Consider the following 17,136-nt stretch of genomic DNA (forward strand, 5'->3'; position numbering starts at 1 on the left):
CATCCGGACTTGACAGATCTTTCCCCGATACGGCTAACATGAGGTCAGCAATGTGACCGTTCACATTCACCCCAACTTCAGCATCACCCGCATTACCCCAGACAAGGAAGTCGATCCTGTGAGCATGACCCCCGCGCAGCCCACGGCCGCCGCCACGTCAGCGGCGGTGGCCGCATGAGCACCTTCGGCCCACAGATCGAGGTGGCTGTCGCCCGCGTCCGAGCAGAGATCGCCCGCCTGCACGGCGAACTCACCAGCAACGGTCTCGTCGTCTGGACCGGCGGCAATGTTTCCGGCCGCGTGCCCGGCGCCGACCTCTTCGTGATCAAGCCCTCCGGCGTCGACTACGCCGACCTGGCCCCCGAGAACATGATCCTCTGCGACCTCGACGGCGTCGTCGTGCCGGAGACGCCGGGCTCTGACCGCGCCCCGTCCAGCGACACCGCCGCGCACGCCTACGTCTACCGGCACATGCCGGAGGTCGGCGGCGTTGTGCACACCCACTCCACCTACGCCACCGCGTGGGCGGCCAGGGGCGAAGAGATCCCCTGCGTCATCACGGCCATGGCGGATGAATTCGGCGGCCCGATCCCGGTCGGCCGGTTTGCGATCATCGGCGACGACACCATCGGCCAGGGCATCGTCGAGGCGCTCACCGGGCACCGCTCCCGCGCGGTGCTGATGCAGAACCACGGTCCGTTCACCATTGGCAAGGATGCCCGCGACGCGGTCAAGGCGGCCGTGATGGTCGAAGACGTCGCCCGCACCGTGCAGATCGCGCGTCAGGGCGGCGAACTGCTGCCCATCCCGCAGGACGCGATCGACTCGCTCTTCAACCGTTACCAGAACGTCTACGGGCAAGCGCCGCAGGGAGCACTGAAGTGATGGCCTTCCCGGCCGCCGCATCCCGCCGCCTGGCCGACGCCGCCCACCCCCACGATTTCTCACGGGACGCTCACACCGAGCTTCTCCTGATCGAAAAGACCACCACCCTGCGGGACTCCACCCGCGCGGTGCGCTGGAACCAGGCGGACCACCGCCTGGCGCACGGCCTGTAATCACACGCATCACATTCGCTTCACCGATTTGACATCAATGTCGATAGAAAATACGAAAGGAACCACAGTGAAGAAGAAAGCTTTCCTCGCAACCCTGGCTGCCGGAGCCATGGTCATCTCCCTGGCTGCCTGCTCCAGCGGCGGCGGAGACGACTCCAGCTCGGGCGCCGGCGACGGCGGACTTGTTGGCGTCGCGATGCCCACGAAGTCCTCCGAGCGCTGGATCAACGACGGTAACGCCGTCAAGGAACAGCTCGAAGCCGAGGGTTTCAAGGTCGACCTGCAGTACGCAGAGGACGACATCCCCACCCAGGTATCGCAGATCGAGAACATGATCACCAAGGGTGCGGAGGCCCTGATCGTCGCCTCGATCGACGGCACCACCCTCACCAGCGTGCTCCAGGACGCCGCAGACGCCGACATCCCCGTCATCGCCTACGACCGCCTGATCCGCGACACCGAGAACGTCAGCTACTACGCCTCGTTCGACAACTTCAAGGTCGGCCAGCAGCAGGCCTGGTCCCTCCTCAACGGCCTCGGCCTGGTCGAGCTGGACGGAACGCCCATCGACGGCGCCCCGGCCGGCCCGTTCAACGTCGAGCTGTTCGCCGGCTCGCTCGATGACAACAACGCGTTCTTCTTCTACGACGGCGCGATGGATGTCCTCCAGCCGCTGATCGACGACAAGACCATCGTTGTCAAGAGCGGCCAGACCGACATCGAGCAGGTCGCAACCCTGCGTTGGGACGGTGAAGAGGCACAGAGCCGGATGGAGAACATCCTGACGTCGACGTACTCTGACGGCAGCGTCGTCAACGGCGTGCTCTCCCCGTACGACGGCATCTCCCGAGGCATCATCTCTGCCCTCGAGGGCGCCGGCTACTCGCTGGGCGACGCCTGGCCCGTCATCTCCGGCCAGGACGCCGAGCTCGACTCGGTCAAGGCCATCGTTGCTGGTGAGCAGTACGCCACCATCTTCAAGGACACCCGCAAGCTGGCCGAGGTCGCCGTCTCGATGACCCTCGCCCTGCTCAACGGTGACAAGCCGGAGATCAACAACACCACCGACTACGACAACGGCGTGAAGGTTGTGGACTCCTACCTCCTCGACTCCGCGATCGTGGTCAAGGACAACATCACGGAGCAGCTGGTTGACAGCGGCTACTGGACCCAGGCCGAGATCGACGGCTAAGAGTCACGTGTTCGTGACCGGCCGGCGGGGCGTCTCGTCCCGCCGGCCGGTCACTTCAACGGATAGACCTCAGAAAGGAACGCACGTGACCACCAACATCCTCGAGATGCGCGGTATTACCAAGACCTTCCCCGGCGTCAAGGCGCTGCAGGACGTGACGCTCAACGTCGCACGCGGCGAAGTTCACGCCATCTGTGGTGAGAACGGCGCGGGCAAGTCCACGTTGATGAAGGTGCTCAGCGGTGTGTACCCGCACGGCACCTACACCGGCGACATCGTCTTCGAAGACGAAGTCGTTGAATTCAAAGACATTCGGGACAGCGAAGCCAAGGGCATCGTCATCATCCACCAGGAACTCGCACTGAGTCCCTACCTCTCCATTGCGGAGAACATCTTCCTCAACAACGAACAGCGTGGCGCCCTCGGCCTCATCGACTGGAACAAGACCAACAGCGAGGCCGTCAAACTCCTCGCCCGCGTGGGCCTGCGTGAAAACCCGACCACCAAGATCATGGACATCGGTGTCGGCAAGCAGCAGCTCGTGGAGATCGCCAAGGCGCTCTCCAAGCGTGTGAAGCTACTCATCCTGGACGAGCCGACGGCCGCCCTCAACGACGAGGACTCCGACCACCTGCTCAACCTGATGCTGCACCTCAAGGGCCAGGGCATCACGTCGATCATCATCAGCCACAAGCTGAACGAGATCAAGAAGGTCTCCGACGCCGTCACGGTCATCCGCGATGGCAAGGCCATCGAGACGATCGCCAAGCAGGAGGTCACCGAAGACCGCATCATCAAGGACATGGTCGGCCGTGACCTCGAACACCGCTACCCGGATCACACGCCGAACATCGGCGAGGAGATCCTGCGGGTGGAGGACTGGACCGCTCACCACCCCCAGGACCCGAGCCGAGTGATGGTCGACAACGTCAACCTGAACGTTCGCCGCGGCGAGATCGTCGGCATCGCCGGACTGATGGGCGCCGGGCGCACCGAGTTCGCGATGAGCCTGTTCGGTCGCACCTACGGCAGCCGCATCAGCGGCAAGGTGTTCAAGGCCGGCAAGGAGATCAAGACCCGCACGGTGACCGAGGCGATCGACAACGGCATCGCGTACGCCACCGAAGACCGCAAGACCTACGGGCTCAACCTCATCGAGGACATCAAGCGCAACATCTCGATGGCGTCCCTCGGCAAGCTCGTCAAGGGCGGTCTGGTCGACGACAACGAAGAGTTCAAGATCGCCAACGAGTACCGCACGAGCATGAACATCAAGGCGCCGACGGTGCTGGCCAAAACCGGGAAGCTCTCCGGTGGCAACCAGCAGAAGGTCGTGCTGTCGAAATGGATCTACTCGAACCCCGACGTGCTGATCCTCGACGAGCCCACCCGCGGCATCGACGTTGGAGCCAAGTATGAGATCTACGCGATCATCAACGCCCTCGCGGCACAGGGCAAGGGCGTCATCGTGATCTCGTCGGAGCTGCCGGAATTGATCGGTATCTGCGACCGCATCTACACCCTTTCCGAGGGGCGCATCACGGGAGAATTCCCCATCGACGATGCCACCCCGGAAACCCTCATCAAGCACATGACCATGGAAAAGGCCCGTTAGCGTCGGCGCTATCGGAATAGGAGAAACGTCAAAATGAGTGATCTCGACACCAAGCCGGCGAGCAACACGGCCGCAGGCGCGCAAGTCAATCCCAGCAACTCCAAGGTGGGGGCCTGGCTCAGCCATGTCGTCACCGACCTCGGCAAGAACGGTATCTTCATCGCGCTCATCGTGGTGGTTGTGCTGTTCAGCGTCCTGACCGACGGCATCCTGCTGCGGCCGCAGAACATCTCCAACCTGATCGTGCAGAACGGGTACATTCTCGTTCTCGCGGTGGGCATGGTGATGGTCATCATCGCCGGCCACATCGACCTGTCGGTCGGTTCGGTCGCCGCCTTCGTCGGCGCCGTATCCGGTGTGTTCGCCGTGACCTGGGGCCTGCCCTGGTGGCTGTCGATCATCCTGTCGCTCTTGGTCGGCGCCCTCGTGGGTGTCTGGCAGGGCTTCTGGATCGCCTTCGTCGGCATCCCGGCCTTCATCGTGACGCTGGCCGGCATGTTGATCTTCCGCGGCCTCGCGCTCGTGGTCCTCGGCAACGCGAACATCGGCTCGTTCCCGGCCGAGTACCGCGCCCTGGGCAACGGCTTCCTCACGGACATCTTCGGCGAGTTCGAACTGGACCCGCTCACGCTCGGTGTCGCCGCGCTGGCCATCATCGCCCTGATCGTGCAGCAGGTGCGCACCCGTCGTGGTCGCGCCTCGTACGGCCAGGAGGTGGAGCCGCTCGCCTGGTTCATCGCCAAGCTCGTGCTCATCACCGCCGGCATCGGCCTGTTCGCCTACGCCCTCGCCTCCTACAAGGGCATCCCGGTCACCCTGATCGTGCTCGCCGTGCTGGTGCTGGTCTACGGCATCATCATGAACCGCAGCGTCTTCGGCCGTCACATCTACGCGATCGGTGGCAACCTGCACGCCGCTGAGCTCTCCGGTGTGAAGACCCGCAACGTGACGTTCTGGCTGTTCGTGAACATGGGCGTGCTCGCTGCCCTGGCCGGCCTGATCTTCACCGCCCGCCTCAACCTGGCCGGCCCGAAGGCCGGTGACGGCTTCGAGCTCGAGGCCATCTCCGCCGCCTTCATCGGTGGCGCGGCCGTGCAGGGTGGTGTCGGCACCATCGGTGGCGCCATCATCGGTGGTCTGATCATCGGTGTGCTGAACAACGGCATGTCGATCATGGGCATCGGCATCGAGTGGCAGCAGGCCGTGAAGGGCCTCGTGCTCCTCCTGGCCGTGGCCTTCGACGTCTACAACAAGCGTCGCTCCGGCGGCCGCTAGCCGCTGCACCTGCTCCATCCGGCCGCCGGCCCCGCTTCCTCTCTACGGATGCGGGGCCGGCGGCTTTTCCGCGCCTCCGCCCGCCCTCGCGGCACTAGTTAGGCCCGAGGGCACGGGTACGTACGCGTGCCGCCGGCGTGAACTAGTGCCGCGGGCGGGCGAACTAGTGCCGCCGGGACGAACGAGTGCCACCGCGGCTGAGCGCCGCGGCTGAGCGCCGCTGGGGAGAGCTTGATTCGGCGGGGCGGTGAGTCTCCGGGTAAGCGGGAGGCGGGAATCAGCTGGTCCTCCACAGGGAAGTGGTGGGCGAGTGCAGCACCGGGCTGTAGCTGGACCATCCCATCGTGGCGGCATCGAGGGACGCTGGCGTATGGCCAACCTTCACCAGTCACCACGCGCCCAGCCGCCCCCTCGACGGCGGGGGGAGAGCACGCCACAGACTCGCCCGTCTGGCTCTCGCCGAGATCGTGGGTGCTCGGTACGGCGGACTACTTCCGGCCGGCGCGCTACTGGAGGCCGGTATCTCGCGGCGGGGTATTCAGCAGCTGTGTGCGGAGGGTGCGCTGACCAACATCCGACGCGGCGTGTATGTCGCGGCTGAGCGCTGGCGGAGCGCGGATGCGAACGAGCGTTACCGCTTGCTGGTGCGGGCGACCGTGCTGGCGGCCGAACGCTCGCCCGTGCTGTCGCACCAGTCCGCGGCGGTGCTGCACGGCCTGCCGATCATCGGGGCGTGGCCTGCCAGCGTGCACACCAGCACTCCCGATGCCGGCGGAGGCAGCTCTACCCGGGCAACCATCGCTCACCGGGGCACGCGGCCCGACGCTGTGGAGACCATCGACGGTTGTCAGGTCACTACGCTGGCGCGCACGCTGGTGGACGTGGCGTCCTCATCCTCCTTGCTGGTGGGCGTGACGATGCTGGACCACGCGCTGCGCGTCGAGCAGGAGCGCGCCGACGGGAGTCGAGCTGGCCGCGGCCAGGTTTTTGGAGCCCGACCGGCGCTGACTAAGGCGGACCTGTACACAGAGCTTGAGGTGGTGAACCCGCGGACGGGCCGGCGGCAGGCGGAGCAGGCGATTGCATTCGCGAACCCGCTTTCGGCCAACCCGGGGGAGACGCTCAGCCGGGTGCGGATCTTCCAGCTCGGCTTCGAGGTGCCGGAGTTGCAGGTGTGCTTCCCCAACATCCTCGGCGGCAACGCCTTCGTGGATTTCTGGTGGCGCCGCGTGCTGAAGATCGGCGAGTTCGACGGGTTCCTCAAATACGGCAGCGGTCCCGTGCTGGGCGACCGAGATCCGGGGTCGGTGGTGTGGCAGGAGAAGCGACGCGAAGATGCGTTGCGTGCGCGGGTCTCCAGCTTCGACCGGTGGGGGTGGGAGCTGGCGCTCTCGCCCACCCGCTTCCACGCATTCCTCACCGAGCGGGGCGTGCCGCGCGCTTGACGCGCCGCCGCATCCGCTCACGGCACGTGTTCGGCTCGGCGGCCCGCATTGCAGCGCGTGCCACCGGGACGTACCCGTGCCGCCGGGACTGAGGCGTGCCGCGAGGGTTGAGCGTGTGTCGAGCGGACGCCATGAAATTGGCATGTTTTGGGGGTTGTGAGCGCTAACTTGTGAGCGCTAACATTCCTGAAAGATCAGAATGGCCTGATCCCCGGTGCCAAGGCACGCAGCACGTTCACCACCGGGAACTAAACAAGGAGGTTTGGTTACATGAAGAAAATCATTGGAATGGCGGCTGCGGGAGCGATGCTCCTGGCCCTGGCCGGATGTTCAGCGGCGGCCGACACATCGGGCTCCGGCGAAGCGCCGGCGGCCGAAGACCTGATCGTCGGATTCTCCCAGGTGGGCGCCGAGAGCGGCTGGCGCGCGGCCAACACGAAGGACATCCAGGCGGCATTCGCCGACGCGGGTATCGAACTGAAGTTCTCCGATGCCCAGCAGAAGCAGGAGAACCAGATCAAGGCCATCCGCTCCTATATCCAACAGGGCGTGGACGTCATCGCGTTCTCCCCGGTGGTGGAATCGGGCTGGGACACCGTGCTCAAGGAAGCCAAGGACGCCGGCATCCCCGTGGTGCTGACCGACCGCTCGGTGGACTCCGCCGACAAGTCTCTCTATGTGTCCTTCCTCGGCTCCGACTTCGTCGAAGAGGGCAAGAAGGCCGGGGAATGGGTGACTGAGGAGTTCGCCGACGCCGACGCCGTCAAGATCATCCAGCTCGAGGGCACCACGGGATCCGCACCGGCCATCGACCGGGCAGAGGGTTTCGCCGATGTGATCGGCAGCGACCCGAAGTTCGAGATCGTGGCCAGCCAGACGGGTGACTTCACCCGTTCCGGCGGCAAGCAGGTGACCGAGGCGCTGCTGAAGTCCAACCCCGACGTCGACCTGATCTACGCACACAACGACGACATGGGCCTGGGTGCGATCGAGGCCATCGAGGCGGCCGGCCTCAAGCCGGGCGTTGACGTGAAGATCGTCACGATCGACGCTGTCAAAGACGGCATGCAGGCCCTGGCCGATGGCAAGATCAACTACATCGTGGAGTGCTCGCCGCTGCTCGGCAAGCAGCTCGTGGAGATCGTGAACAAGGTGGTGGCCGGCGAAGACGTCGACGCCCGTATTGTCACGGAGGAAACCACCTTCACGCAGGAAGAAGCGATCGCCGCACTGCCGGACCGCCAGTACTAGATCGGCGCCACCCGACGCAACGCACCACGGCTCCACCGCACTACCGCTCCACTGCCACACCGCACCAGGATGACTGATCCACCCGCTCACCGCGGGCCGGCGCCCCCTCGGGCCGGCCCGCTGTGCGGCGCACACGGCACCACCGCCCGACATCCGTCTCAATGAAGAGAGCCAGGCATGACCACTCAGGCCCCCGTCGTCGACATGACGAACATCTCCATCTCGTTCCCCGGCGTGAAGGCACTCGACAGGGTGAACTTCCGGATGTTCCCCGGCGAGGTGCACTCGCTGATGGGGGAGAACGGCGCCGGCAAGTCCACCATGATCAAGGCGCTCACCGGCGTCTACCCGATCGACTCCGGCACCATCCTGCTCGACGGCAATCCGCTCGTGATCACCGGGCCCGCCCAGGCGCAGGAGGCCGGTATCAGCACGGTGTACCAGGAGGTGCACCTGCTCACCAACCTCTCGGTGGCCGAGAACATCATGCTCGGCCGGGAACCGCGCCGCGGCGCCGCCATCGACTGGCGGGCCATGCGCGCCCGGTCCGCCGAGATCCTCGACGGCCTCAACCTCGACATCGACCCGGCCTCCCAGCTGGGTTCGCACTCCCTGGCCGTGCAGCAGCTCGTGGCCATCGCCCGCGCCATCGACGTGCAGGCCAAGGTGCTCATCCTCGACGAACCGACCTCGAGCCTGGATGTCGACGAGGTCTCCGAACTGTTCCGGGTCATCCGCTCGCTGAAAGAGGATGGCGTGGCGATCCTGTTCGTCTCGCACTTCCTCGAGCAGGTCTACGAGATCTCCGACCGGCTCACGGTGCTGCGCAACGGCCAGCTCGTGGGCGAGTACCTCACCGACGAGATCCTGCGCATCGAGCTGGTGCACAAGATGATCGGCAAGGACATCGCCGTGCTCTCCGACCTCGACCGCAAGGCCCGCGCGCCGATCAGTGAGCAGAGCGAGGAGGAGCCCTTCGTGCAGGCCATCGGGCTGGGCCGCAAGGGCTCCATCGCGCCCGTCGACCTCAGCGTGTACGAGGGCGAGGTGGTGGGCCTGGCCGGGCTGCTCGGCTCCGGCCGCACCGAACTGGCTCGCCTGCTCTCCGGCGCGGACCGGCCCGACCACGGTGAGCTCAGGGTCGGCGGGCGCGCCCGCCGGCTGCGCACCCCGCGCCTGGCGCTGAAGTCCCGCATCGCCTACTCCTCGGAGAACCGCCGCAGCGAGGGCATCATCGAAGACCTCAGCGTGCGCGACAACATCGTGCTCGCCCTGCAGGCCGACCGCGGCTGGTTCCGGCGGATCCCGAAGAAACGCCAGGACGAACTCGCCGCCAGCTACATCCAGGCCCTCAACATCCGCCCACCCGACCCGGATGCCATCGTGAAGAACCTCTCCGGCGGCAACCAGCAGAAGGTGCTCCTGGCCCGTTGGCTGGCCGTCGCCCCTCGGCTGCTGATTCTGGACGAACCCACCCGCGGCATCGACGTGGGCGCCAAGGCCGAGATCCAGAAACTCGTCGCCGACCTGGCCGAGAACGGGATGTCGGTGGTCTTCATCTCGGCGGAGCTGGAGGAGGTGCTGCGGCTCAGCCACCGCATCGTGGTGATGCGCGACCGGCAGAAGGTGGCCGACATCACCAACGACGACGTCACCGTGGGCCAGGTCATGACCCTCATCGCGAGCGGAGCAGAATCATGAACGCCACCGTGGCCAAGGCCCTCAAGAACCGCCTGTTCTGGCCGATCACCACCCTGCTGGCCCTGCTCGTGCTCAACGTGGCCGTCTACCCCGCATTCTTCTCCATCCGGCTGCAGGACGGCCACCTCTTCGGAAGCCTGGTCGACATCCTCCGCAACGGCGCGCCGACCCTGCTGGTGGCGCTGGGCATGACCCTGGTGATCGCCACCCGCGGCATCGACCTGTCGGTGGGCGCCGTCGTCGCCATCTCCGGTGCGCTGGCCTGCTCGATCATCGCCGGGTCATCCGACCCGAACAGCCCCACGACGGTGCTCGTCGCCGTGGGCATCTCCATCGTGCTGGCCCTCGTGCTCGGCGCCTGGAACGGTTTCCTGGTCTCGGTGATCGGCATCCAGCCCATCATCGCCACGCTCATCCTGATGACCGCGGGCCGGGGACTCGCGATGCTCATCACCGAGGGTCAGATCATCACGATCAACTCGGCACCGTACAAGGTGATCGGCGGCGGCTACTGGCTCGCGCTGCCCGCCTCGATCATCATCGCCCTGGGCATGTTCGCGCTCGCCGCGCTGCTCACCCGCAAGACGGCGCTCGGGCTGTTGATCGAGTCGGTGGGCATCAACCCGCAGGCCAGCCGCATCGCCGGGGTGCGCAGCCGCAGCATCATCTGGATGGTCTACATCTTCAGCGGGCTCTGCGCCGGAATCGCCGGACTGATGATCAGCTCCAACGTGACCGCCGCCGACGCCAACAACGCCGGCCTGTGGATCGAGATGGACGCCATCCTCGCCGTGGTGATCGGCGGCACCTCCCTGGCCGGCGGGCGCTACTCGCTCGGCGGCACCCTGATCGGCGCGGCGATCATCCAGACCCTCACCACCACGGTCTACACGGTGGGCATCGCCCCGGAGATCACCCTGGTGTTCAAGGCTCTCGTGGTGATCATCGTGTGCCTGCTGCAGTCGCCCGCCCTGCAGACCCGCCTCGGCGCACTGCGCCGCAGACCCGTCACGACAGCTACAGGAGGGGTCCTCTCATGAGCATCCGCACCATCGACCCGCCCACCGCGCGCTCCAGGTTCGGTACGCCGCGCCGCCGCTTCACCCTCGGCTCCCGGTACACCCCGGTGCTCGTCACCCTGGCTCTCCTCATCGCCATGTGGGGCATCGGCGCCACCCGGTACCGCGGCTTCCTCTCGGTGCAGATGCTGCTCAACCTGCTGATCGACAACTCCTTCCTGCTGGTGCTCGTGGTCGGCATGACGTTCGTGATCCTCACCGGCGGCATCGACCTGTCGGTGGGGTCGGTCGTCGCGCTGTCCACCATGATCGCCGCGTCACTGCTCCGGGCCGGCTGGCCGCCGCTCGTGGTGATCGTGATCGTGCTGATCGTGGGCTCCACCCTCGGGATGCTGGTGGGCCTGGTCATCCACTTCTTCGAGATCCAGCCGTTCATCGCCACCCTCGCCGCCATGTTCCTGGCCCGCGGGCTCTGCTACGTGATCAGCCTCAACTCCATCTCGATCACCGACCCGTTCTTCGTCGAAATGGCGCAGACCCGCATCCCCCTTGGACCGGGACTGATGATCACGCCCAGCGTGATCATCGCCCTCGTGGTGGTGGGCATCGCGTTCTTCGTGCTGCACTACACGCGCACCGGCCGCACCGTCTACGGCATCGGCAACGGCGGCCAGTCCGCGATGCTGATGGGCCTGCCCGTGGCCCGTACCCGGGTTCTCGTGTACGTGATCAGCGGGTTTTGCTCGGCGCTCGGCGGTGTGCTCTTCACCTTCTATACGCTGTCCGGCTACAGCCTCACCGCGGTGGGGATGGAACTGGATGCGATCGCCGCCGTCGTGATCGGCGGCACCCTGCTCACCGGCGGGTCCGGGTTCATTCTCGGCTCCGTGCTCGGCGTGCTGGTGCTGGGCATCATCCAGACCATCATCAGCTTCGAGGGCACCCTGAGCTCGTGGTGGACCAAGATCGTCATCGGCGCCCTGCTGCTGGTGTTCATCGTGTTGCAGCGCCTGCTCACGACGCTGCGGCGGTAAAACGAGCGGTGTTCTGTCGGGAGAATAGGAGTGCGCCGCAATGGGCGCCTCGGTGCGGTCGCACCGGCTGCAGGAGGTGCGTGTGACGGACGACGACAAGGCGCGCGTCGCGACGATCTTCGACGTGGCCCGGCTCGCCGGCGTCTCGCACCAGACCGTCTCCAGGGTGCTCAACGATCTGCCCAATGTGCGCCCGGCAACCCGGCAACGGGTGGAGAAGGCCATCGCCGCCCTCAATTACCGCCCGTCGCCTGCCGCGCGGGCACTGGTCACCCGCAGGTCCCGCACCATCGGACTGATCACCACCGGCGGGCCGGACTACGGTCCGTCCAGCGCCGTGCTCAACTTCAACGAGGCCGCCAGGTCTGCCCGCTACGCCGTGAGCATGGCGAGCATGCTCAAGTCCGACCCGGAGTCACTGCACTCCGCCGTGGAACTGCTGCTGCGGCAGAACGTGGAGGCGATCGTCCTGATCGCCGCGCACCGCGGCGCCCTCGACGCCGTGCAGGGGATCGAGCTCGGGGTGCCGCTGATCAACGTGGAGTCCAGCGGCCGCAGCGGGTTCCACAGCGTGGCCATCGACCAGTACCACGGAGCCAGGGCAGCCGTGGCCCACCTCGCCGGGCTGGGGCACACCCGCATCCGCCACCTGGCCGGACCGGCCGACTCGGTGGATGCCACCGAACGGGTACGCGGCTGGCGCGACGAACTGGTCGCCCGGGGGCTGGCCGTGGTGGAGCCGATGGTGGGGGACTGGTCGCCGGCCAGCGGGTTCGGGTTCGGCAGTGTGCTGGCCGAGCACGGCGGGCCGCTGGACTTCACGGCGGTGTTCGCCGGCAACGACCAGATGGCGCTCGGCCTCGTGCACGCTCTCGCCGACCACGGGTTCGCGGTTCCGGACGACGTGAGCGTGATCGGCTTCGACGACATCCCAGAGTCGGCCTATTTCGCGCCGCCGCTCACGACCATGCGGCAGGACTTCGACGGACTCGGCCGGGACATCATGCTCACGTTGCTGGCCGTTCTGGCCGACGAGGATGCGCCGGGCGTGCCGCCGACGGTGCCCGAGCTGGTCGTGCGCGCCTCGACGGCGCCGCCGCGACCCTGACCCGACCCGCCAGACGCAGCCCGAGCCCGCCCGGGCCGGCTCCGACGCGCCCGGCGCGAATTCCACAGACCGAAAAAACAGGATCCGGCTGCCTGTGGATAACTTGTGCTCGACCCGCGGGATTCTGCGGCTTTTGCGCGGGTCGGCCTGTTGACAACCGGTGGAATGTCGGTGGATAAGTACATAATTGTAATTCCCCCATGTAGTGGCTGTTCCTATCTGCAATCACTAGATGTAGTATTGAAGTTCAAGCACAGACACAAAGCACCACCCAGAACTTCGCACTTTTCGAGTGCATTTCACACATGTTTCCATCACGTCTTCACCAGGATTTCTGTACAGCTCCGCCGCACAGCTTTGCCCACGGTCATGAACGACGAGAACGACACGAGAGGCCTCATCAGATGGCAATCACCGTTTACACCAAGCCGTCCTGCGTGCAGTGCACCGCGACCTACCGCGCCCTGGACAACAAGGGCATCGAGTACAACATCCTCGACCTGTCGGCCGACGAGAACGCACTCGAGGCCGTCAAGGCGCTCGGCTACCTGCAGGCCCCCGTCGTCATCACCGACGAGGACCACTGGTCGGGCTTCCGTCCCGACAAGATCAACGAGCTCGCCGCCCGTCTGGCGTAACCCCCACAGCGCCTGGGGGGCGCCGACCGCTCGACCGCACAACTCGCACGAAAAGGGGACCCATGCTGCTTCAGGCTGATTCCACTCGCGAGTCGTCCGGAAGTGCGATCGCCACTGCGCCGACCGAGACCGACGCCGGCACGGTCGACATCATCTACTTCTCGAGCATCTCGGGCAACACCAAGAGGTTCGTCGAGAAGCTCGGCCGCCCGGCCGCGCGCATCCCGCTCTACCCCAAGGATGCGCCGCTCGTCGCCCGGCATCCGTTCGTACTCGTCCTGCCCACCTACGGCGGCGGCAACCTGGGGCCGGCCGTGCCGCGCCAGGTCATCCGCTTTCTGAACGACGAGCGCAACCGCTCGCTAATCCGCGGCGTCATCGGCGCCGGCAACACGAATTTCGGTGAGGCATTCTGCCTGGCCGGGGACATCATCGCGCAAAAATGCGGTGTGCCCCATCTGTATCGCTTTGAAGTATTCGGCACACCGGACGACGTAGCCACCGTTCACGAAGGATTGGAAGAATTTTGGAAGCAACAGCCGTGAAGGTCACCCCGATCAGCCCGCCCTCCGGGCTGGACATGGACTATCACTCCCTCAACGCCATGCTCAACCTGTATGGCCCGAGCGGGGAGATCCAGTTCGACAAGGACCGCGAAGCTGCCCGGGAGTTCTTCCTGCAGCACGTGAACCAGAACACGGTGTTCTTCCACTCGCTGCGTGAGCGCCTCGACTACCTGGTGGAGAAGGAGTACTACGAGCAGGCCGTTCTCGACCTGTACAGCTTCGAGTTCATCACCAAGCTGAACGACCTGGCGTACTCGAAGAAGTTCCGCTTCCAGACCTTCCTCGGCGCGTTCAAGTACTACACCTCCTACACGCTGAAGACGTTCGACGGCAAGCGCTACCTCGAGCGCTTCGAAGACCGTGTCGTGATGACCTCCCTCGGCCTCGCCCAGGGTGACGAAGAGCTCGCGATCGCGCTCGTCGAGGAGATCATCGCCGGCCGCTTCCAGCCCGCGACCCCCACCTTCCTCAACTCCGGCAAGGCCCAGCGCGGCGAGCTCGTCTCCTGCTTCCTGCTCCGCATCGAAGACAACATGGAGTCCATCTCCCGCGGCATCAACTCCTCGCTGCAGCTGTCCAAGCGCGGCGGCGGCGTGGCCCTGCTGCTCTCCAACATCCGTGAGTCCGGCGCTCCGATCAAGCAGATCGAGAACCAGTCCAGCGGCATCATCCCCGTGATGAAGCTTCTCGAAGACTCCTTCAGCTACGCCAACCAGCTCGGTGCCCGTCAGGGTGCCGGTGCGGTGTACCTGCAGGCGCACCACCCCGACATCATGCGCTTCCTCGACACCAAGCGTGAGAACGCCGACGAGAAGATCCGCATCAAGACCCTCTCCCTCGGCGTGGTCATCCCGGACATCACCTTCGAGCTGGCCAAGAACAACGAAGACATGTACCTGTTCTCCCCGTACGACGTGGAGCGCGTCTACGGCGTGCCGTTCGCCGACATCTCGGTCTCCGAGAAGTACCACGAGATGGTCGACGACCCGCGCATCAAGAAGTCCAAGATGAAGGCCCGCGACTTCTTCCAGACCCTCGCCGAGATCCAGTTCGAGTCCGGCTACCCGTACATCATGTTCGAAGACACCGTGAACAAGGCGAACCCGATCCAGGGCCGCATCAACATGTCGAACCTGTGCTCGGAGATCCTCCAGGTCAACACCCCGACCACGTACAACGAGGACCTCTCCTACGACACCATCGGCAAGGACATCTCCTGCAACCTCGGTTCGATGAACATCGCGCTGGCGATGGATGCGCCCGACTTCGGCCGGGTCGTCGACACCGCCATCCGCGGCCTCAGCGCCGTCTCCGACCAGAGCCACATCGCGTCGGTGCGTTCGATCGAGAGCGGCAACGACAAGTCGCACGCCATCGGCCTGGGCCAGATGAACCTGCACGGCTACCTCGCTCGTGAGCGGGTGTACTACGGCAGCGAAGAGGGCATCGACTTCACCAACATCTACTTCTACACGGTGCTGTTCCACGCCCTGCGCGCCTCGAACAAGATCGCCATCGAACGCGGCACCACCTTCGAGGGCTTCGAGAACTCCACCTACGCCTCCGGCGCCTTCTTCGACAAGTACACCGACCAGGTCTGGGCACCCAGCACCGTGCGCGGCGCTGAGCTGTTCGCGAACTCCAACGTCGAAATCCCCACGCAGGCCGACTGGGCCGAGCTCAAGGCATCCGTCATGGCGCACGGCATCTACAACCAGAACCTGCAGGCCGTGCCGCCGACCGGGTCGATCTCGTACATCAACAACTCGACCGCGTCGATCCACCCGATCGCCTCGAAGATCGAGATCCGCAAGGAAGGCAAGCTCGGCCGCGTGTACTACCCGGCGCCGTTCATGACGAACGACAACACCGAGTTCTACCAGGATGCCTACGAAATCGGCTACGAGAAGGTCATCGACACCTACGCCGCGGCGACGCAGCACGTGGACCAGGGTCTCTCGCTGACGCTGTTCTTCAAGGACACCGCCACCACCCGCGACATCAACCGCGCGCAGATCTACGCGTGGAAGAAGGGCATCAAGACGATCTACTACATTCGTCTGCGCCAGATGGCCCTCGAGGGCACCGAGGTTGAGGGCTGCGTCAGCTGCGCGCTCTGATGTAACAGCGGCATAATCGGTGGTCGAGCTTGTCGAGACCACGCAAGCAACTCTCGAGATCTCGACAAGCTCGACCAACGGTGCATCACCACAAAGGACTAAGAAATGATTGACAAGCTCAAGCTCGTCTCCCACGTTGACGCGATCAACTGGAACAAGATCGAAGACGAGAAAGACGTTGAGGTCTGGAACCGTCTCGTCAACAACTTCTGGCTGCCGGAGAAGATCCCGCTGTCCAACGACGTGCAGTCGTGGAACCAGCTCACGCCGGTGGAGCAGCAGCTCACCATGCGCGTGTTCACCGGCCTTACCCTGCTCGACACCATCCAGGGCACCGTCGGCGCCGTTTCGCTGATCCCCGACGCGATCACCCCGCACGAGGAAGCCGTCTACACGAACATCGCGTTCATGGAGTCTGTGCACGCGAAGAGCTACTCCTCGATCTTCTCGACCCTCGCGTCGACGAAGGAGATCGACGAGGCGTTCCGCTGGTCGACGGAGAACGAGAACCTGCAGAAGAAGGCGTCCATCGTGATGGACTACTACCAGGGCGACGACCCGCTCAAGCGCAAGGTCGCCTCGGTGCTGCTCGAGTCGTTCCTGTTCTACTCGGGCTTCTACCTGCCGATGTACTTCTCCAGCCGCGCCCGCCTCACCAACACGGCCGACCTCATCCGCCTGATCATCCGGGATGAAGCCGTGCACGGTTACTACATCGGCTACAAGTTCCAGAAGGGTCTCGAGGGCGCCACGCAGGAGCGCAAGGATGAGATCAAGGACTACACCTTCAACCTCATGTTCGAGCTGTACGAGAACGAGGTGCAGTACACGCAGGATCTCTACGACCAGGTCGGCCTGACCGAAGACGTGAAGAAGTTTCTGCACTACAACGCCAACAAGGCGCTGATGAACCTCGGCTACGAGGCCATGTTCCCCAAGGCCGTCACCGACGTGAACCCGGCGATCCTGTCGGCCCTGTCGCCGAACGCCGACGAGAACCACGACTTCTTCTCCGGGTCGGGCTCCTCGTACGTCATCGGCAAGGCCGTCAATACCGAAGACGACGACTGGGACTTCTAACCCTCGAATCACTGGTGACAGGGCGGATGCTTCG

At 65.1% G+C, this 17,136-nt stretch carries 16 protein-coding genes; all 16 read left to right on the forward strand.

The window, feature by feature from the left end; translation table 11 throughout:
• Positions 1-52: 52 nt before the first annotated feature.
• The 16 genes from BJQ94_RS01830 (at position 53) to nrdF (ending at position 17,102) form a co-directional block, all read left to right on the forward strand.
• Positions 53-178 (forward strand): hypothetical protein, encoded by a 126-nt coding sequence (locus BJQ94_RS01830; RefSeq protein ID WP_265400640.1) that lies wholly within the window; start codon positions 53-55, stop codon positions 176-178.
• On the forward strand, positions 175-885 hold the full coding sequence (locus tag BJQ94_RS01835) for an L-ribulose-5-phosphate 4-epimerase (protein ID WP_265400641.1): 711 nt from the start codon (positions 175-177) through the stop codon (positions 883-885). The genes BJQ94_RS01830 and BJQ94_RS01835 overlap by 4 nt, the downstream gene beginning before the upstream one ends.
• Positions 882-1,058: a hypothetical protein gene (locus BJQ94_RS01840; protein ID WP_265400742.1), complete on the forward strand. Its 177-nt coding sequence runs from the start codon at positions 882-884 to the stop codon at positions 1,056-1,058. The genes BJQ94_RS01835 and BJQ94_RS01840 overlap by 4 nt, the downstream gene beginning before the upstream one ends.
• Positions 1,059-1,125: 67 nt before the next feature.
• Complete coding sequence (gene chvE, locus BJQ94_RS01845) at positions 1,126-2,250, forward strand: multiple monosaccharide ABC transporter substrate-binding protein (protein WP_275875537.1); 1,125 nt, start codon at positions 1,126-1,128, stop codon at positions 2,248-2,250.
• An 85-nt stretch (positions 2,251-2,335) separates the two neighbouring features.
• Positions 2,336-3,865, forward strand: a complete 1,530-nt coding sequence (gene mmsA, locus BJQ94_RS01850) for a multiple monosaccharide ABC transporter ATP-binding protein (protein ID WP_265400642.1) — start codon at positions 2,336-2,338, stop codon at positions 3,863-3,865.
• 33 nt (positions 3,866-3,898) lie between these two features.
• Positions 3,899-5,140, forward strand: a complete 1,242-nt coding sequence (gene mmsB, locus BJQ94_RS01855) for a multiple monosaccharide ABC transporter permease (RefSeq protein WP_265400643.1) — start codon at positions 3,899-3,901, stop codon at positions 5,138-5,140.
• A 584-nt stretch (positions 5,141-5,724) separates the two neighbouring features.
• On the forward strand, positions 5,725-6,585 hold the full coding sequence (locus BJQ94_RS01860) for a hypothetical protein (protein WP_265400644.1): 861 nt from the start codon (positions 5,725-5,727) through the stop codon (positions 6,583-6,585).
• A 270-nt stretch (positions 6,586-6,855) separates the two neighbouring features.
• Positions 6,856-7,836, forward strand: a complete 981-nt coding sequence (locus BJQ94_RS01865; protein ID WP_265400645.1) for an ABC transporter substrate-binding protein — start codon at positions 6,856-6,858, stop codon at positions 7,834-7,836.
• A 177-nt stretch (positions 7,837-8,013) separates the two neighbouring features.
• Positions 8,014-9,537, forward strand: coding sequence for a sugar ABC transporter ATP-binding protein (locus BJQ94_RS01870; RefSeq protein WP_265400646.1), 1,524 nt, complete (start codon positions 8,014-8,016; stop codon positions 9,535-9,537).
• Positions 9,534-10,577, forward strand: a complete 1,044-nt coding sequence (locus BJQ94_RS01875) for an ABC transporter permease (protein WP_265400647.1) — start codon at positions 9,534-9,536, stop codon at positions 10,575-10,577. Before BJQ94_RS01870 ends, BJQ94_RS01875 begins: the two co-directional genes overlap by 4 nt.
• Positions 10,574-11,590 (forward strand): galactofuranose ABC transporter, permease protein YjfF, encoded by a 1,017-nt coding sequence (gene yjfF, locus BJQ94_RS01880; protein ID WP_265400648.1) that lies wholly within the window; start codon positions 10,574-10,576, stop codon positions 11,588-11,590. Before BJQ94_RS01875 ends, yjfF begins: the two co-directional genes overlap by 4 nt.
• Before the next feature lie 40 nt (positions 11,591-11,630).
• Positions 11,631-12,698, forward strand: coding sequence for a LacI family DNA-binding transcriptional regulator (locus BJQ94_RS01885; protein ID WP_265400649.1), 1,068 nt, complete (start codon positions 11,631-11,633; stop codon positions 12,696-12,698).
• A 404-nt stretch (positions 12,699-13,102) separates the two neighbouring features.
• Entirely contained in the window at positions 13,103-13,336 is a 234-nt protein-coding gene (gene nrdH / locus BJQ94_RS01890) for a glutaredoxin-like protein NrdH (protein ID WP_066592430.1), read from the forward strand.
• A 62-nt stretch (positions 13,337-13,398) separates the two neighbouring features.
• Complete coding sequence (gene nrdI / locus BJQ94_RS01895; RefSeq protein ID WP_265400650.1) at positions 13,399-13,881, forward strand: class Ib ribonucleoside-diphosphate reductase assembly flavoprotein NrdI; 483 nt, start codon at positions 13,399-13,401, stop codon at positions 13,879-13,881.
• A 35-nt stretch (positions 13,882-13,916) separates the two neighbouring features.
• Entirely contained in the window at positions 13,917-16,022 is a 2,106-nt protein-coding gene (nrdE, locus tag BJQ94_RS01900; protein ID WP_265400735.1) for a class 1b ribonucleoside-diphosphate reductase subunit alpha, read from the forward strand.
• A 105-nt stretch (positions 16,023-16,127) separates the two neighbouring features.
• The gene (gene nrdF, locus BJQ94_RS01905) at positions 16,128-17,102 is read left to right on the forward strand and encodes a class 1b ribonucleoside-diphosphate reductase subunit beta (RefSeq protein WP_265400651.1); all 975 of its coding nucleotides are present in this window, start codon (positions 16,128-16,130) and stop codon (positions 17,100-17,102) included.
• Positions 17,103-17,136: the final 34 nt, after the last annotated feature.

This window comes from Cryobacterium sp. SO2, assembly GCF_026151165.2.
Taxonomy (GTDB): Bacteria; Actinomycetota; Actinomycetes; order Actinomycetales; family Microbacteriaceae; genus Cryobacterium.

Bases quoted from the DNA above. Each gene is read 5' to 3' on its own strand.
- BJQ94_RS01885 (WP_265400649.1), top strand. From the start codon at position 11,631: ATGGGCGCCTCGGTGCGGTCGCACCGGCTGCAGGAGGTGCGTGTGACG.
- BJQ94_RS01865 (WP_265400645.1), top strand. From the start codon at position 6,856: ATGAAGAAAATCATTGGAATGGCGGCTGCGGGAGCGATGCTCCTGGCC.
- BJQ94_RS01835 (WP_265400641.1), top strand. From the start codon at position 175: ATGAGCACCTTCGGCCCACAGATCGAGGTGGCTGTCGCCCGCGTCCGA.
- BJQ94_RS01875 (WP_265400647.1), top strand. From the start codon at position 9,534: ATGAACGCCACCGTGGCCAAGGCCCTCAAGAACCGCCTGTTCTGGCCG.
- nrdH (WP_066592430.1), top strand. From the start codon at position 13,103: ATGGCAATCACCGTTTACACCAAGCCGTCCTGCGTGCAGTGCACCGCG.
- mmsB (WP_265400643.1), top strand. From the start codon at position 3,899: ATGAGTGATCTCGACACCAAGCCGGCGAGCAACACGGCCGCAGGCGCG.
- nrdI (WP_265400650.1), top strand. From the start codon at position 13,399: ATGCTGCTTCAGGCTGATTCCACTCGCGAGTCGTCCGGAAGTGCGATC.
- nrdE (WP_265400735.1), top strand. From the start codon at position 13,917: ATGGACTATCACTCCCTCAACGCCATGCTCAACCTGTATGGCCCGAGC.
- yjfF (WP_265400648.1), top strand. From the start codon at position 10,574: ATGAGCATCCGCACCATCGACCCGCCCACCGCGCGCTCCAGGTTCGGT.
- nrdF (WP_265400651.1), top strand. From the start codon at position 16,128: ATGATTGACAAGCTCAAGCTCGTCTCCCACGTTGACGCGATCAACTGG.
- BJQ94_RS01870 (WP_265400646.1), top strand. From the start codon at position 8,014: ATGACCACTCAGGCCCCCGTCGTCGACATGACGAACATCTCCATCTCG.